We start from the raw sequence: 15032 nt of genomic DNA, 5'->3' as shown, positions 1-15032 counted from the left end.
AAAGGCCACCGCATGATCGTTCTGCTCGGCGTCGTCGTGGTGATCCTCGGATTCGTCACGCGCCGCAATCCCGTCCTCGTGGTGGGCGTCGCCGGTGTCTTCACCGGGCTGATCGGCGGAATGAACCCGCTGCAGGTCCTGGCGGCCTTCGGCCGGTCCTTCGCGGACAGCCGCTCGGTCACCGTCTTCGCCGTCGCCCTGCCTGTGATCGGTCTGCTGGAGCGCTACGGCCTGCGGGAACAGGCCCGCAGGCTCATCGCCCGGCTCGGCGCGCTGAGCACCGGCCGGTTCCTCACCGTCTATCTGCTGGTCCGTCAGGTCACCGCGGCGTTCGGCCTGACCAGCATGTGCGGGCCGGCGCAGACCGTGCGGCCGCTCGTCGCGCCCATGGCCGAGGCCGCCGCCGAACGCTCGACGGGTGCGGCGCTGCCCGAGCGGCTGCGGGAGAAGGTGCGCTCCTACTCCGCGTCCGCCGACACCGTCGGCGTGTTCTTCGGCGAGGACTGCTTCGTCGCGATCGGCTCCATCCTGCTGATCACCGGATTCGTCAACTCCACCTACCACCAGAACCTGGAGCCGACCCAGCTGGCCCTGTGGGCGGTCCCGGTCGCCGTCTGTGCCTTCCTGATCCACGGCGCCCGGCTGCTGCTCCTGGACCGCCAGTTGCAGCGCGAGATGGCGCTCGCCGCCGCCGAACACGACCTGCCGCTGCCGAAGGAGAGCAACAAGTGATCAAGGTCGAATGGCTGTACTGGCTGGTGGGTCTCGTCTTCGTCGTGATGGCCGTGCAGATGGCGGCCGACCGCAGCAACCCCAGGCGGTGGACCTCCGCCGCGTTCTGGGGCCTGCTCGGGCTGACCTTCCCCTACGGCACCGGGGTCGCCAACGCCACCGCGAAGAACGGCGGCTGGACCCTGCCCGCCGAACCGCTCGGCGCCGCGGTCCTCGCCCTGATCGTGCTCGCCGGCTTCAACTTCCTCGGCAAGGGCGTCCCCGTCACCAGCACCGCCGAGGAGCGCGAGGCCTCCGCCACCCGGCTCGGCAGCCGCATCTTCGTCCCCGCCCTGACGATCCCGCTCGTCGCCATCGTCTGCGCCTCGGTCCTCGACGACTCGGGCCTGTTCGAGACCGGCAAGGCCACCCTGATCGGGCTCGGCATCGGCTGCCTCGTCGCCCTCGGCGTCGGCATGCTGGTCACCGGCGAGCGGAAGCTCTCCGTGCCGCTGCACTCCGGGCGTTCCATGCTCGAGGCGATGGGCTCCGCCCTGCTGCTGCCCCAACTCCTCGCCGTACTCGGCTCGATCTTCGCGCTCGCGGGCGTCGGCACCCAGGTCGGCAAGGTCGTGCACGACGTCCTGCCGGACCACTCGAAGTACCTCGCCGTCCTCGCCTACTGCGTCGGCATGTTCCTGTTCACCGTGATCATGGGCAACGCCTTCGCCGCGTTCCCGGTGATGACCGCGGCGATCGGCTGGCCCGTCCTCATCCAGCAGATGCACGGCGATCCCCCGGCCGTCCTCGCCGTCGGCATGCTGGCCGGCTTCTGCGGCACGCTGTGCACGCCGATGGCCGCCAACTTCAACATCGTCCCGGCGACCCTGCTGGAGCTGAAGGACCAGTACGGCCCCATCAAGGCGCAGATCCCGACGGCCCTGCCGCTGCTGGTCTGCTGCACGGCGCTCATGGCGTTCTTCGCGTTCTGACCGGCTCCGGCCACCGCACCCCAGGAAGGTAGTGCCATGACCCGCGTGCTCGTCACCGGCTTCGCCCCCTTCGACGGCCAACAGGTCAACCCGTCCTGGCAGGCGGCCTCGCTCGTGGCCGCCGAGCCGCCCGCCGGGTTCACCGTCACCGCCGCCGAACTCCCCTGTGTCTTCGGCGAGTCCATCCGGGCCCTGCGCGACGCCGTCCGCGCCGCCGAGCCCGACCTGGTCCTGTGTCTGGGCCAGGCGGGCGGCCGCCCCGGCGTCAGCGTCGAACGCGTCGCCGTCAACGTCGACGACGCCCGTATCCCCGACAACGCGGGCAACCAGCCCATCGACGAACCCGTGGTCCCCGGCGGCCCCGCCGCGTACTTCTCCACGCTCCCGGTGAAGGCCTGCGTCGCCGCCCTGCGCGCGGCCGGCGTGCCGGCAGCGGTGTCCAACACCGCCGGCACGTTCGTCTGCAACCACGTCGCGTACGGCCTCGGTCACCTCATCGCCACCGAACTCCCGCACGTCCGCGGCGGTTTCGTGCATGTGCCCTGGGCGCCGGAGCAGGTCACCGACGGCACCGCGCCCGCCCTGGAGCCCGCCACCGTCGCCCGCGGACTGCGCGCGCTGCTGCCGGCCGCCGCCCGCACCCCCGCGGACGGCGATTTGAAGGTCACCGAGGGAGCCACCCACTGATGCCGCTCGCCGCGCACGCGGCCGGATTCGCCCGGCTCGCCCTGGCCAACATCACCCGCGAGTACCCCCACTCCCCCGCCCACCTGATGACCTCGCCGGACGAGGACGTACGGCCCAGCGCCCTGCACCCTGCCTTCCACGGCTCCTACGACTGGCACTCGTCGGTCCACATGCACTGGCTGCTGGTCCGCCTCCTGCGCCGGCACGGCGCCACACCCGCCCTGCCGGACACCGCGCCGGTCACCGACGTCCTCGACCGGCACCTCACCGACGCGAACATCGCCGTCGAAGCCGCCTACCTGCGCGGCCATCCCTCCTTCGAGCGGCCGTACGGCTGGGCCTGGCTGGTGGCGCTCGCCGCCGAATGCCGGGCGTACGCGGGCCCGGCCGGGGCCCGCTGGGCCGCGGCGCTGGCGCCGGCGGTCGCCGCCGTCGACGCCCTGCTGACCGAGTGGCTGCCGAAGGCCACCTATCCGGTGCGCCACGGCACCCACCCCAACAGCGCCTTCGCGCTGGGCCTCCTGCTCGACTCGGGCGAACTGCCCGCCACGACCGCCGAGGCCGTACGGCGGCGGCTGCGGGCCTGGTTCGCCGACGACCACGACGCGCCCGCGCACTGGGAACCGTCCGGCCAGGACTTTCTGTCCCCGGCGCTGACCGAGGCCGACGCCATGCGCCGGGTGCTCGGCGGGGAGCAGTTCGCCCGGTGGCTGGACCGCTTCCTGCCCGCGCTGCGCTCCGGCGCCCCCTGCCCGGTGCTGGAGGTGCCCGTCGTCTCCGACCTGACCGACCCGCAGATCGGCCATCTGCTCGGGCTCACCCTCAGCCGGGCCGCCGCCCTGCGCTCGATCGCCGCCGCGCTGCCGGACGGCCCGGTGCGCCGGCGTCTGGCCGAGGCCGCCGACGCCCACCTGGCGGCGGGGCTGCCCGCCGTGCGACGCGAGGACTTCACCACCGACCACTGGCTGGCCACCTTCGCGGCGCTGGCCCTCGACGCCGGGCCGGGTCACACCGCCGGGTCCTGCTGACGTCCGGCGGCGCGGCATGCCTCAGGGACGCTCGGCCGGGCGGGAGAGCATGGTCATGGCCGCGAGCCAGCCGCGGATGCCGGGGCGGTCCAGGTTGATCTCGATGGTGGCCGGTACGGCGAAGTCGAGGTGCAGCGGGCCGGCGAAGGTGTCCGTGAGGTCGTCCCGCGTCAGCCGGTGCGGCCCCGTGGCGCCGGGTGTACCAGGCTCCCGGTCGCTGAAGCACAGCAGGAAGTAGCGGCCGCCGGGGCGCAGCACGGCGCGCAGGCCACGGGTGAAGGCGGGACGGTCGTCCGCGTCGAGCATGTGGAACATGCCGCAGTCCAGCACGGTGTCGAACCGCTCGCCCAGGTCCGCCAGCCTCCGCGTGTCGTGGTGCAGGAACCGGGCCCGCAGGCCGCGCCGGCACGCCTTGTCCCCGGCGACGCGCAGCGCGGTGTCCGCCAGGTCCACGCCGGTGGCGTCGAGCCCGAGGCCGGCGCACATCAGCACGTGCTCGCCGGTGCCGCAGCCGACGTCGAGCACCCGGCCGCGGACGGCCCCCGACCGGGCGAGGGCGAGGAACGCCGGCTGGGGGCGGCCGATCTCCCAGGGCGGCCGTCCGGCGTAGAGGGCGTCGAGCCGCTGCGAGGACGCCACCGCGTCCGCCTCGTCCTGTGCGTCCGGTGCGTCCCGTTGATCGGGTCCGGCCATGGCGACGACCTCCCTCGGTGGGCGTTCCCTTACACCGACGGTAGGCGCTCCTGCCCACCCGGTCACGGCGGCCCGGCGGCGCGGAGGCCGGCCCGCCTTCTGCTCGTTGCGCCGCATACCCGTGCTCATCTCCGATCGCGATGACCGCGATCGCGAACCATCGCGGCCGGACGGGAAGCACAGGGGCGGTCCCGTTGCTGGTCCCGTAGGAGCGGCCAGGAGGCCGCACGGCTCCCGCGACGAAGAAGGTCCCCGTGCCCCAGCCATGCGAAGTAAGGACGTCACACCGGCGTGCGACCGGCGCCGGGCCCGCCCACGGTGTGCCGGGCCGGCTGATCGCGCTGCTGGCCGTCGCCTCCGGCATGACGGTCGCCAACCTGTACTACGCCCAGCCCCTGCTCTCCTCGCTGCGCGAGGTGTTCCACACCAGCACCGCGGCGGCCGGCTGGCTGATCACCCTCACCCAGGTCGGCTATGTGATCGGCATGCTCTTCCTGGTGCCGCTCGGCGACCGGCTGGAGAAGCGCGGCCTGATCACGGTGCTGCTGGCGGTCACCACCGCCGCTCTCCTGACGGCCGGGCTGGCCGGGAACTTCCCCACTCTGCTGATCGCCTCCCTGGTCGCCGGCGCCACCTCGGTCGTCGCCCAGATCCTGGTCCCGTTCGCCGCGAGCCTCGCGCCCGACCACGCCCGCGGCCGGATCGTGGGCCGGGTGATGAGCGGGCTGCTCACCGGGATCCTGCTCTCGCGCACCCTCAGCGGTCTGGTGTCCGACACCGCCGGCTGGCGCGTGGTCTACCTGGGCTCGGCCGGCCTGATGGCCGTGCTCGCCGTCGCCCTGCGCTCGGCCCTGCCCCGGCACGCGCCGACCACGGCCATCCCGTACGCCCGGGTGCTGCACTCCACCGTGCTGATGCTGCGCATCCACCCCGTGCTGCTGCGCCGCGCCCTGTACCAGGCGGCGATGTTCGGCGCGTTCAGCGCCTTCTGGACCACCGTCTCCTACCTCCTCGCCGGTCCCGGCTTCCACTACTCCGCCCTCGGCATCGGCGTGTTCGCCCTCGTCGGGGCCGCCGGTGCGGCCGTGGCCCCGCTGGCCGGACGGTGGGCCGACCGGAACCTGACCCGGCCCATGACCGGCGCCGCGTTCGTCCTGGCCGCGCTGGCCTTCGGCGTCGCGGGCGCCGGCCGGCACCACGTCGTGCTGGTCGCCCTGGCCGCCGTGCTGCTCGACATCGCCGTGCAGGCCACCCTGATCCTCGGCCAGCACACCATCTACCAGCTCGACCCCGACGCCCGTGCCCGCCTGAACAGCGCCTTCATCGCCACGTTCTTCCTCGGCGGCGCCGCCGGCTCCCAACTCGGTTCGCTGACCTACCACTCCGGCGGCTGGACGGGGGTGACGGCGCTCGGCGCGGCCCTGCCCGTCGCGGCGCTGCTGTACTGGCTCACCGAGCACCGGAAGACGGAGCGCAAGCGCGCCCGGGACACCGCGTAGGGGCGTCCCGCGCACGGCGGGCGGCGTCCGGACGTCACCGGTCCGCATACGATGCAGCGGAGATCCCCGGCCCGCGGACGGGCACGGCGTCACCTGGAGCGGATGATGGACCTGCGGCAGATGGAAGTCGTCGTCGCGGTGGCGGACGCGGGCGGGTTCACGGCGGCGGCGCGGCGGCTGCACGTCGTCCAGTCCGCCGTCTCGGGCACGGTCCGCGCCCTCGAACGGGAGCTGGGCACCGCGCTGTTCACCCGGAACACCCACCGCGTGGCGCTCACCCCGGCCGGCGAAGCCTTCGTGCCCGCGGCACGGGCCGCCCTGCGCGCCGCCGAACTGGCGCGTGAGGCCGTCGACGCCGCGAAGGGGGAGCTGCGCGGCCGGGTGACCGTCGGCATCATGCAGGGCGTCTGGGCGGGACTGCACCGGGCGCTGGCCGCGCTGCGGGCGGAGCATCCGGGGGTGGTGGTCCGGCTGCGGCAGGCGGCGGTGACCGACATCCGGCAGGCCCTGCGCGAGGGCACGGTGGATCTGGCGGTGGTGGCGCTCGACCGGCAGCAGCAGCGGGGGCTGGTGACCCGGCTGCTGTCGCGCGAGGAGATGGTCCTGGTCGCCTCCCCCGGCCGGGACCTCGCGGCGAGCGCCCCCGAGGGCGCCGTCGAGCCGGACACGGTCGCCCAGTTGCCGCTGGTGGACTTCACCCCGGGCTGGGCGATCCGGCACGCCGTCGACCGGGCCTTCCGCGCCGCCGGTGTCGACCGGGTAACGACGTTCGAGGTGAACGACATCGTGGCGGCGTCCGAACTGGTCCGCGGCGACCTGGGCGTCTGCATCATGCCCCCGTCCATCGCCGGCCGCTTCCCGGACCTGGCCACCTACCGCTTCGCCCGGCACGCGCCGAGCTGGAAGGTGATGGTGGTACGGCCGCACGGCGATCCGCCCCCGGCGGTCGCGGCCCTGCTGCGGCACGTCACCTGACACCGGGCAGCGCGGCCGGCCGTGCCTCCCGCCGGGGGGTGCGGCGCGGGAGTCAGCCGCCGGCGGCGAGGTCGGTGCGCAGGACGGCGCGGCGGCCGTGCAGTTCGCCCTTCTCCATCCGGGCGTGCACGTCGGCCGCCGCGCTCAGCGGGAAGACCTCTATGGTGCGGGACCGGAGCACACCGCGGCCCAGCAGGTCGTTGATGTACGCGGCCGCCTCGGCGAGTTCACCGGTCGTCGCGTGGGAGATCACGAAGCCCACGACGGAGCGGTCGTTCATGTACAGCGCCCCCGCGGGCAGCACGGGCCGGGTCCGGGGACCGGCCAGCAGCACCGCGCGGCCCCTGAGGGCGAGCAGATCGACCCAGGTCTCCAGGTCGTTGACGCCCGCCGTGTCCAGGTACAGGTCCAGTCCCGACGGCGCCGCCGCACGGGCCCTCTCCGTCAGGTCCGGATCCCGGTAGTCGAACACCTCGGCCGCGCCCAGCTCCGCGCAGTACCGCACGTCCCGCGCGGCGGCCGTGGCGAGGACGCGGGCGCCGGCCCGCACCGCCATCGTCACCAGCGCGCTGCCGACGTTCCCGGCGGCACCCGCGACCAGCACGGTCTCGCCCACATGGAGCCGCCCGTGCACGAACAGGGCCAGATAGGCGGTCGCGGCCGGGTGGAACACCGCCACCGCGGCGCACGGGTCGACTCCGTCGGGCAGCCGGTACAGCCGGTCGGCCGCCACCACCGCCTGCTCCGCCGCCGCGCCCTGCCGTCCGCCGTGCCCGAGGCTGTTGCACCACACCCGGTCCCCGGTGCGGAAGCCGGTGACGCCGGGGCCCGTCTCCGCGACCGTGCCGACCAGGTCGCGGCCGACCACGAAGGGGAAGTCGACGTGTGTGCGGAAGGTCCCCGAGCGCACGAGGGTGTCCACCGGGTCGACCGCGGTGGCCAGGACGTCCACCAGTACGTCGGTGGGTCCCGGCCGGGGCGGGGCGATCTCGCCGTACCGGATGACGTCCGGGGATCCCAGCTCCTCGATGTACGCAGCGCGCATGGCACCCCATGGTTCCATCTCCGCCCCGAACCGGGCCCGACCGATCCGGCCACGTGTGCCGGATGCGGGCGGGCCCGGTCGACGCCGGGGGAAGTCAGCGCCCGGGCCCGGCGCCCTCCACGCCCAGCGCCCAGGCGCCGTAGGCCGACCCGGCGGTCTCGAAGGAGAAGATCACGTGGGAGGCCGCGGTGCTGACGTCGCGCCAGAAGCGCTGGACCGGGTCGGACTCGAAGTGGCCCGTCGTCCCGGTGGCGCGGAAGAGCCGTTCCACGGCCGACACCGACAGTTCGACCGCGAGCGCCAGGTCCCGCGGTCCGCGCACCGCCGCCTCGCCGTCCCTGGTGGCATCGGCGCCGTCGGCGACCCGGGCGGCCCGCTGGACGAGGAGTTCCGCGGCGTCCACCTCGGCGGCCGAGCGCGCCAGGTCGGTCTGCACCGACGGCTTCTCGCGCAGCGGGGCGCCCCGCCGGTCGGTGCGCCGCATGGTCTGCTCGGCCGCGGTCCGCACCGCCCCGCGGGCGGCGCCCACCACGGGGACGGCGAGCGGCAGCGCGTTCACCTCGTGGACGGGCACCGTGTGGCAGCGGGCCGTGGAGGCCGTGGCGCGCCCCGCGTTGATGTCGAGCCTCGACAGCGTCAGATGCTCGGGCACGAAGACATCGTCCAGGACCATGGTGTCGCTGCCCGTCCCGCGCATGCCCAGCGTGAACCAGGTGTCCTTCACGGTGACGTCGGCCCGCGGCACCGCGAAGAACCGCACCTCGCCCCGCCCGTCCGGGCCCGCCTTGCCGGGTACGGCGGAGCAGGCGAAGACCCAGTCGGCGAACCGGATCCCGCTGATGTACTTCCACTCGCCGGTGAGCCGCCAGCCGCCGGAGACCCGCTCCGCCTTCCCGGCCGGCATGAGCGCGCCCGCCATCAGGGCGTCCGGCCCGTCGGCCCAGAGCACGGCCTGTCCCTCCGGCGGGAGGTACGCCCCGTACCGGGCCGCGTAGGCGGACAGCGAGGCGGCCCAGGCGGCCGAGGCGCAGCCCTCGCCGACCAGGGTCACCGCCGAGGTCATGTCCGCGAAACGGCCTTCCGCGCCGCCGTAGGCCGCGGGGACGAAGTGCCGGGCGAATCCGGCCGCCCGCACCGCCTCGACCACGTCCGGCGCAAGTCTCCGGGCGGCCTCCGTCTCGTCGCTGCACCGCGCCGCGATCTCGGCCACGCGCGGAGCGCCTGCGACGACCGCCGCCACGCCGGACTTCTCGGCGATGACCGTCGCCGTGGCTGTGCTGTCGCTGAGCATATGTTCGCCACCTCCGTCGGGATGACGGCAGTCTCCCCGGCGCCGCCCGCGACCGGCGGCACCCGAGCCGTGACCTGCGCGTCAATCACCCGACCGGCTTCCCCTCCCCCCCGCCGCACGGACGCACGGCGGCGGGCCGGACCCGTCGCGCGGGCGCACGGCAGCGCTCGGCCTCCCGCCTCGGCGGCCGGAACCTACAATGACGACATCACCCTGTCCGTCGTCCGCCCGACGGGGCCCACGGCGGCCGGGAAGGGTGCGGCTCACCGTGATGGCCTGCGACGACAGTGGGAGGCCGCCGTGCAACTGGAAGAGTTCCTGGCCCAGGTCCGCGACCGCGGGGAGTATCGCAGCCGCGAGGAGGCCGAGCACGTCTGCGAGGCGGTCCTGTGGGCCCTCGCGACCCGGATCGCCCCCGAAGAGGCCGACGAGCTGGCCGCCCGGCTGCCCGCCCCGCTGGACGAGGCCCTGCATCTGGAGCGGGGCCGGCCCGAGACGTTCGACTGCGACGAGTTCCTGCGCCGGGTCTCCGTGCAGACCGGCGCCCGGCCCCGCACCGCGGAATGGGACGCGGACGCCGTGCTGTCCACGGTCGCCGACGCGGTGCCGGACCGGCAGCTGGAGGAGCTGCTGTCCCGGCTGCCGGCCCGCTACGCCGAGTTCTTCGGCCGCTCGAGTCCGGGCTGACGGGACTCGGGCCCGAGCGGACGGGCGCGGCGGCGCCGGGCTGACGTCCTGGCGGGCGGGGCGGCTTGGTGCTCGGCCGTCAGGCGTGCTGTGCGGTCAGCCGCTCCTCGCACCACCGCCTGGCCACCTCGGCGACCTCTTCCAGGGCGCCGGGCTCGCCGAACAGGTGGGTCGCCCCCGGAACGACGTGCAGGGTGTGCGGGACCCGCAGGTACCCGGCCGCCTCCTCGTTCAGCTCCTGCACCTGCTGGTCGTGGCCGCCGACCAGGAGCAGCACCGGGGCCCGCACCCGTCCCAGGGCGTCGCCCGCCAGGTCGGGGCGGCCGCCGCGCGACACCACGGTCAGCACCCTGTCCGGACGCTCGGCCGCCGCCACCAGCGCCGCGGCGGCACCCGTGCTGGCGCCGAACAGGACGACCGGGAGGCCCCGGGTGTCCGGCTGGGTGTCCAGCCAGTCGATCGCGGCCACGAGCCGCCGGCCCAGCAGCGGGATGTCGAAGCGGTGCTCGCCGGTCACCGCGTCGTGCCGCTCCTCCCGCTCGCTGAGCAGGTCCATCAGCAGGGTGCCGAATCCGGCGGTGCGCAGTTCGGCGGCCACCATCCGGTTGCGCGGACTGTGCCGGGAGCTGCCGCTGCCGTGGGCGAAGAGCACCACGGCGCGCGACGCCGAGGGAACGACGAGGTCACCGGGGAGAGTGGCGTCGGTGGTGGGCACCAGAACCATGTCGGAGATCATCGCAATCACTTCTTCCACGCCGCCGGCGACAGCGGATCGCGTGAGTTCGGGTGTCCCCCGCGTACCCACCATATCCAGCACCATCTGTCCCGTCCCGCCCGGAATGACCCCGGGCATGTCGAGGCATCACAGGGATTGATGCGCCTTACACGTACATGCATAATGCGCTTATGCATAAGCGGGTCGTCGACCCGGCCGGCGCAGCGGACGCGCCGGCCGAGCACCTGATGCTCGCCGTGGAGGAGATCGTCCGGTACGTGGGCCGCAGCGCCACGACCGGCGGGCTCAGCACCGCGGCCTCGTCCGCGCTCAGCCGCCTGGGACGCGAGGGAGCCCAGCGGCTGACCGAACTGGCGCGCGCCGAGAACGCCTCCCAGCCCAACATGACCCAGCTCGTCACCCGCCTGGAACGGGCGGGACTGGTACGCCGCACCGCCGACCGCACCGACGGCCGCGGCGTGCTGGTGGAGGCGACCCCCGACGGGCTCGACGTCTACCGGCGGCGCCGGGCCGAGCGCACCGACGCCCTCGCCGGACTCCTCGGGGAGCTGACCGAGCCGGAGCGGCACGCCGTGGCCGTCGCGCTGCCCGCGCTGGCCCGGGCGATCCGGGACCGCCGGGCGCCCTGAACCTGCCCGCCCCTCGCACCGTCCCCGCCAAGAACTGGAGATGAAGCGGTCATGAGCGCACCGCACGGAAAGACCGCCGGCCCGTTCCGGCAGCCGAAGGCCGTCTGGGCCGTGGCGTTCGCCTGCGTGATCTCGTTCATGGGCATCGGCCTGGTCGACCCGATCCTGCCCGCCCTCGCCGAGAGCCTGCACGCCTCGCCCAGCCAGGTCTCCCTGCTGTTCAGCAGCTATCTGATCGTCACCGCGGTGGCGATGCTGGTGGTCGGCTGGTTCTCCAGCCGGTTCGGCGCCAAGCGCACCCTGGTCATCGGCCTGGCCGTCATCGTGGTGTTCGCCGCGCTGGCCGGCTCCTCGGGCTCGATCAACGGGATCGTCGGCTTCCGTGCGGGCTGGGGCCTGGGCAACGCCCTGTTCATCGCCACCTCGCTCGCGGTCATCGTCGCCTCGGCCAGCGGCGGCTTCGGCGGCGCGATCATCCTCTACGAGACCGCACTGGGCCTCGGCATCGCCGTGGGGCCGCTGCTCGGCGGCGAGCTGGGCGCCATCAGCTGGCGCGGCCCGTTCTTCGGCGTCGCCGTCCTCATGTCCATAGCCCTCGTGGCGACCCTCGCGTTCGTGCCGTCACTGCCCAGGCCCGCCCGGCGCACCTCCCCCATGGCGCCGCTGAAGGCGCTGCGCCACCGCGGCCTGCTGACCATGGGCATCATGGCCCTGCTCTACAACTGGGGCTTCTTCACCATGCTCGGCTACGCCCCCTACCCGATGAAGCTGAGTGCCCACGAGCTGGGCCTCGTCTTCACCGGCTGGGGACTGCTGGTGGCCGCGTTCAGCGTGTTCTTCGCCCCGCGCCTGCAGGCCCGCTTCGGCACCGCCCCGGTCCTGTACGCCAACCTCGCCGGCCTCGGCGTGGTGATGGCCGTCATCGCCGCCGGTGTGCGCACGCCCGCCGTGGTCATCGTCGCCGTCATCGTCAGCGGCGCCTTCATCGGCATCAACAACACGCTCACCACCCAGGCCGTCATGCTGGTCTCCCCCGTGGAGCGTCCGGTCGCCTCCTCCGCGTACGGCTTCCTGCGCTTCATCGGCGGCGGCCTGGCGCCGTACGTCGCCGGCAAGCTCGCCGACGCCACCGACCTGAGCGTGCCGTTCTACCTCGGCGCCGCCACCTTCGCCCTGGCCATCCCGGTGCTGGCCAGTGGGCACGGCCTGCTGCGCCGGGCCGAGACGGACACCGGTGACGGCGAGCCGATGACGCCCACGCTGACCCCCGTGGGCCGCCCGGCCGCCCCGGGCACACCGCCGGTCGTCGTCGCCGTGGGCGCGCACGACCGGGCCGCCGCCATCGTGGACGCCGCGGCCCGCCTCGCCCAGGACACCGCGAGCCCGCTGGAGGTCGTCCACGTCCAGCGGACGGCGGTGGTCGAGGAGCAGGCCGCCGAGACGGAGACCACCGAGCACGCACGCGCCGCCGTCACCGCGCACCTGGACCGGCTCGCCGGCCGGGGCATCGCCGCCACCGGTCAGATCCTCACCAGCGTCGGCGACCACGCGGCCGCCGGCCGCGTGCTGGCGCAGCACGCGGCGCGGGTGGGCGCCCGCGCCATCGCGGTCGGCCGTTCCCCGCGCGGTCCGCTCGCCCAGTTCGCCGACGGCAGCCTGACCACCGCGCTCACCCACAGCGCCCCCTGCCCGGTCGTCCTGGTCGACGCCGGCCACACCCCCCGCCCCCTGACCCCGGACACCCTGGCGGAACTGCGCGGCACGGCGGCCTGACGACGGTCCGGCGCCTTCGATGACGCCGTACACCGCCGTCTGCGCGGCGGAGTGCGGCGCACCCGCAGGTCGTTGCCCCGAGCGCCGCGGCTCGGCCATGCGGCGGGTTCCGGTTTGCGCTCGGGTGGGCCGCCGCTCATGGTCGGAGGGTGAGCATGTCCTCCGCGCTGCGGTCGCCCGACAGCCCCCGCGACGCCGGCCGCGGTCGGGTGGAGGGTCCTCCGGGAGTGCTGCGGGCCCTCGGTGTCTTCGCCGTCGTCCGGCTCGCCGGGCTGGTGCTGCTGGTGATCGTCGACGCCGTGGCCGGCCGCCCGTTCGGCAAGAGCCTGGTCCATGCGTGGGACTCGGTCTGGTACCTGCACATCGCCGAGCACGGCTACGGGACGCAGCTGCGGATCACCTCCACGGGCGCGGTCCAGACCGACTGGGCGTTCTTCCCGCTGTACCCGGGGCTCGTCCGCGCCCTGCGCGGACTGCTGCCCGTCTCCACGGGGGCGGCCGGGCTGCTGGTCGCCTGGGCTGCCGCGGCACTCGCCGTCCACGGCATCTACACGGTCGGCCATCATCTGCACGGCCGGCGCGTCGCCACCGCTCTGGTCGCCCTGTGGGCCGTACTGCCGCCGTCGGTCGTCCTCACCCTGGCCTACACCGAGCCGCTGTTCACCGCGTGTGCCGCCTGGTCCCTGTACGCCGCGTTGCGCCGCCGCTGGCCGGCCGCGGGCGCGCTGGCGATGCTGGCGGGGCTCACCCGCCCCACCGGCATCGCGGTCGCCGTGGCGGTGGCCGCGGCAGCCGGGCGGGAGGTCGTACGGCAGCGTGGGCGCGCCTCGCCGGGGCTGCTGGCCGGGGTGGTCCTCGGTCCGCTGGGGTGGGCGGGTTATGTGCTGTGGGTGGGACGGCAGACCGGGGACCTGGCGCGCGGCTATCTGCACGTGCAGAGTGCCTGGAACTCCCGGCTGGATCTCACGGTGGGGCCGCTGCGGTTCCTGGCGTCGATGCCCCTGCAGGGCAGCTGGGTGACCTATCCGGTGGCCCTGGTGCTGGTCCTGGCCGCCGTCGTGTCGTTCTGCGTGCTGTGCCTGGACCGCACCCCGCTGCCGCTCGTGGTGTTCGCGGGCGCCCTGCTCCTGATGGTGGTCGCCGTCTCCGGCCCCTTCTCCTCCAAACCGCGCTTCCTGCTCCCGGCGTTCCCCCTGCTCATCCCGCCGGCCCGCGCCCTGGTCCGGGCCTGGCGCACCGGCCCCTCCCCCCGCGCCCGCCTGCTGTGCGGGGCCCTCGCGGCCCTGTCCGTCATCTACGGCGCCTACCTGGCGTCCCTCGCCAGCCAGCCGCTGTGACCACGCCGGCGCGTCGGCTCACTGGCCGCCGAGGCCGGTCGTCGCGACGGACTTCACGATGTGCCGCTGGAAGAACATGAAGACCACGACGAGCGGCAGCGCCGCCAGGACGGCCGAGGCCATCGACTGGGCGTACTGGATGCCGTAGGCGTCCTTCACGGAGGTGATGCCGACCGGCAGGGTCATCAGGTCCGGGTCCGACGTCGACACGAACGGCCACAGGAAGTTGTTCCACGCCCCGATGAACACGAAGATCGCCACGGCGGCGAGCATCGGCCGGGACAGCGGGAGCAGCACCGACCAGAAGATCCGCCAGTGGCCCGCGCCGTCGATGCGCGCCGCCTCCTCCAGCTCGCGGGGCAGGGAGTCGAAGTGCTTCTTCAGGATGAAGACCATCACCGGCGCCACGGTCTGCGGCAGGATCACCGCCGCGTAGGTGTCGACCAGGTGCAGGCTCAGCATCTGCTGGAACCAGGGCACGATGAGGAGCTGCGGCGGTACGACCACGGCGGCCACGGTGAGCGCGAACAGCGAGCGGCGGCCCGCGAACCGGGTGCGGGAGAAGGCGTACCCGGCCATGGCGGAGACCAGCACGGTGATCACGGTGACGGCGGCCGCGACGAGGAAGCTGTTGAGCATCCACAGCGGCAGCTCCCCGCGGTCCCAGACGGTGCTGAAGCCGTGGAAGGTCAGGCCGTGGCGGGGCCAGAACCAGTGCACCGGATCGCTGGCGTCCTGCTCGGACTTGAAGGCGGTCAGCAGCGCCCAGGCCATGGGCAGCAGCCAGACCAGCGCCAGCAGCGACAGGGCGGCGAGGGCGAGGACGCGCGCGGTGCGGCTCTCGCCCAGGGAGAGGTGCGCGGCACGGCGTCGTACGGCCGCCTCCCTCGCGGCGTACGGCGCGCGGGGCGCGGGTGCGGTGCGGACGGGCAGGTCGGTGGAGGCCATG

At 74.3% G+C, this 15032-nt stretch carries 15 protein-coding genes; 10 read left to right on the top strand and 5 right to left on the bottom strand.

Features of this window, described 5'->3' with window-relative positions; translation table 11 throughout:
- Positions 1–12 precede the first annotated feature (12 nt).
- The 4 genes from ACGFZN_RS16625 to ACGFZN_RS16610 are packed head-to-tail and all read left to right on the top strand — an operon-like array spanning position 13 to position 3418.
- On the top strand, positions 13–732 hold the full coding sequence (locus tag ACGFZN_RS16625; RefSeq protein ID WP_393859176.1) for a DUF969 domain-containing protein: 720 nt from the start codon (positions 13–15) through the stop codon (positions 730–732).
- Positions 729–1703 (top strand): DUF979 domain-containing protein, encoded by a 975-nt coding sequence (locus ACGFZN_RS16620; RefSeq protein ID WP_393859175.1) that lies wholly within the window; start codon positions 729–731, stop codon positions 1701–1703. The genes ACGFZN_RS16625 and ACGFZN_RS16620 overlap by 4 nt, the downstream gene beginning before the upstream one ends.
- Positions 1704–1739: 36 nt before the next feature.
- Positions 1740–2390 carry a pyroglutamyl-peptidase I gene (gene pcp, locus ACGFZN_RS16615; protein WP_393859174.1) on the top strand — a complete coding sequence of 217 codons (651 nt, stop codon included), beginning with the start codon at positions 1740–1742 and terminating at the stop codon, positions 2388–2390.
- Entirely contained in the window at positions 2390–3418 is a 1029-nt protein-coding gene (locus tag ACGFZN_RS16610; protein ID WP_393859173.1) for a DUF2891 domain-containing protein, read from the top strand. Before pcp ends, ACGFZN_RS16610 begins: the two co-directional genes overlap by 1 nt.
- Before the next feature lie 21 nt (positions 3419–3439).
- Here the strand turns inward: ACGFZN_RS16610 and ACGFZN_RS16605 are convergent, their stop codons facing one another.
- Complete coding sequence (locus tag ACGFZN_RS16605) at positions 3440–4111, bottom strand: class I SAM-dependent methyltransferase (RefSeq protein WP_393859172.1); 672 nt, start codon at positions 4109–4111, stop codon at positions 3440–3442.
- A 320-nt stretch (positions 4112–4431) separates the two neighbouring features.
- Here ACGFZN_RS16605 and ACGFZN_RS16600 point away from each other — a divergent pair, with 320 nt between their 5' ends.
- Both ACGFZN_RS16600 and ACGFZN_RS16595 read left to right on the top strand, forming a co-directional pair.
- Positions 4432–5610: an MFS transporter gene (locus tag ACGFZN_RS16600; protein WP_393859171.1), complete on the top strand. Its 1179-nt coding sequence runs from the start codon at positions 4432–4434 to the stop codon at positions 5608–5610.
- A 105-nt stretch (positions 5611–5715) separates the two neighbouring features.
- The gene (locus tag ACGFZN_RS16595) at positions 5716–6585 is read left to right on the top strand and encodes a LysR family transcriptional regulator (RefSeq protein WP_393859170.1); all 870 of its coding nucleotides are present in this window, start codon (positions 5716–5718) and stop codon (positions 6583–6585) included.
- A gap of 52 nt (positions 6586–6637) precedes the next feature.
- Here ACGFZN_RS16595 and ACGFZN_RS16590 read toward each other — a convergent pair whose 3' ends face one another.
- Together ACGFZN_RS16590 and ACGFZN_RS16585 are read right to left on the bottom strand one after the other, a co-directional pair.
- On the bottom strand, positions 6638–7630 hold the full coding sequence (locus ACGFZN_RS16590) for an NADPH:quinone reductase (RefSeq protein ID WP_393859169.1): 993 nt from the start codon (positions 7628–7630) through the stop codon (positions 6638–6640).
- Positions 7631–7724: 94 nt separating this feature from the next.
- Entirely contained in the window at positions 7725–8921 is a 1197-nt protein-coding gene (locus ACGFZN_RS16585) for an acyl-CoA dehydrogenase family protein (RefSeq protein WP_393859168.1), read from the bottom strand.
- Between the two features lie 300 nt (positions 8922–9221).
- Between ACGFZN_RS16585 and ACGFZN_RS16580 the strand changes: the two genes are divergently transcribed.
- A complete protein-coding gene (locus ACGFZN_RS16580) occupies positions 9222–9608 on the top strand; it encodes a DUF2267 domain-containing protein (RefSeq protein ID WP_393859167.1) in 387 nt (128 codons plus the stop codon).
- A gap of 79 nt (positions 9609–9687) precedes the next feature.
- On the opposite strand, the gene ACGFZN_RS16575 is transcribed toward ACGFZN_RS16580, so the two are convergent.
- The gene (locus tag ACGFZN_RS16575; RefSeq protein WP_393859166.1) at positions 9688–10344 is read right to left on the bottom strand and encodes a dienelactone hydrolase family protein; all 657 of its coding nucleotides are present in this window, start codon (positions 10342–10344) and stop codon (positions 9688–9690) included.
- 170 nt (positions 10345–10514) lie between these two features.
- On the opposite strand from ACGFZN_RS16575, the gene ACGFZN_RS16570 reads away from it, so the two are divergent.
- The 3 genes from ACGFZN_RS16570 (at position 10515) to ACGFZN_RS16560 (ending at position 14083) form a co-directional block, all read left to right on the top strand.
- Positions 10515–10973, top strand: coding sequence for a MarR family transcriptional regulator (locus ACGFZN_RS16570; RefSeq protein WP_393859165.1), 459 nt, complete (start codon positions 10515–10517; stop codon positions 10971–10973).
- Positions 10974–11024: 51 nt separating this feature from the next.
- Positions 11025–12746, top strand: a complete 1722-nt coding sequence (locus ACGFZN_RS16565) for an MFS transporter (protein WP_393859164.1) — start codon at positions 11025–11027, stop codon at positions 12744–12746.
- Positions 12747–12901: 155 nt separating this feature from the next.
- Positions 12902–14083: a hypothetical protein gene (locus ACGFZN_RS16560; RefSeq protein ID WP_393859441.1), complete on the top strand. Its 1182-nt coding sequence runs from the start codon at positions 12902–12904 to the stop codon at positions 14081–14083.
- A gap of 18 nt (positions 14084–14101) precedes the next feature.
- Here the strand turns inward: ACGFZN_RS16560 and ACGFZN_RS16555 are convergent, their stop codons facing one another.
- The gene (locus tag ACGFZN_RS16555; RefSeq protein WP_393859163.1) at positions 14102–15031 is read right to left on the bottom strand and encodes a carbohydrate ABC transporter permease; all 930 of its coding nucleotides are present in this window, start codon (positions 15029–15031) and stop codon (positions 14102–14104) included.
- Between the last annotated feature and the right edge of the window lies 1 nt (position 15032).

The sequence above is a fragment of the Streptomyces sp. NPDC048192 genome (assembly GCF_043202415.1).
Classification (GTDB): domain Bacteria; phylum Actinomycetota; class Actinomycetes; order Streptomycetales; family Streptomycetaceae; genus Streptomyces.
This window is presented reverse-complemented; position numbering and strand designations above follow the sequence as displayed.

Bases quoted from the DNA above. Each gene is read 5' to 3' on its own strand.
- ACGFZN_RS16555 (WP_393859163.1), bottom strand. From the start codon at position 15,031: ATGGCCTCCACCGACCTGCCCGTCCGCACCGCACCCGCGCCCCGCGCG.
- ACGFZN_RS16605 (WP_393859172.1), bottom strand. From the start codon at position 4,111: ATGGCCGGACCCGATCAACGGGACGCACCGGACGCACAGGACGAGGCG.
- ACGFZN_RS16590 (WP_393859169.1), bottom strand. From the start codon at position 7,630: ATGCGCGCTGCGTACATCGAGGAGCTGGGATCCCCGGACGTCATCCGG.
- pcp (WP_393859174.1), top strand. From the start codon at position 1,740: ATGACCCGCGTGCTCGTCACCGGCTTCGCCCCCTTCGACGGCCAACAG.
- ACGFZN_RS16625 (WP_393859176.1), top strand. From the start codon at position 13: ATGATCGTTCTGCTCGGCGTCGTCGTGGTGATCCTCGGATTCGTCACG.
- ACGFZN_RS16565 (WP_393859164.1), top strand. From the start codon at position 11,025: ATGAGCGCACCGCACGGAAAGACCGCCGGCCCGTTCCGGCAGCCGAAG.
- ACGFZN_RS16585 (WP_393859168.1), bottom strand. From the start codon at position 8,921: ATGCTCAGCGACAGCACAGCCACGGCGACGGTCATCGCCGAGAAGTCC.
- ACGFZN_RS16570 (WP_393859165.1), top strand. From the start codon at position 10,515: ATGCATAAGCGGGTCGTCGACCCGGCCGGCGCAGCGGACGCGCCGGCC.
- ACGFZN_RS16575 (WP_393859166.1), bottom strand. From the start codon at position 10,344: ATGATCTCCGACATGGTTCTGGTGCCCACCACCGACGCCACTCTCCCC.
- ACGFZN_RS16595 (WP_393859170.1), top strand. From the start codon at position 5,716: ATGGACCTGCGGCAGATGGAAGTCGTCGTCGCGGTGGCGGACGCGGGC.
- ACGFZN_RS16560 (WP_393859441.1), top strand. From the start codon at position 12,902: ATGTCCTCCGCGCTGCGGTCGCCCGACAGCCCCCGCGACGCCGGCCGC.
- ACGFZN_RS16610 (WP_393859173.1), top strand. From the start codon at position 2,390: ATGCCGCTCGCCGCGCACGCGGCCGGATTCGCCCGGCTCGCCCTGGCC.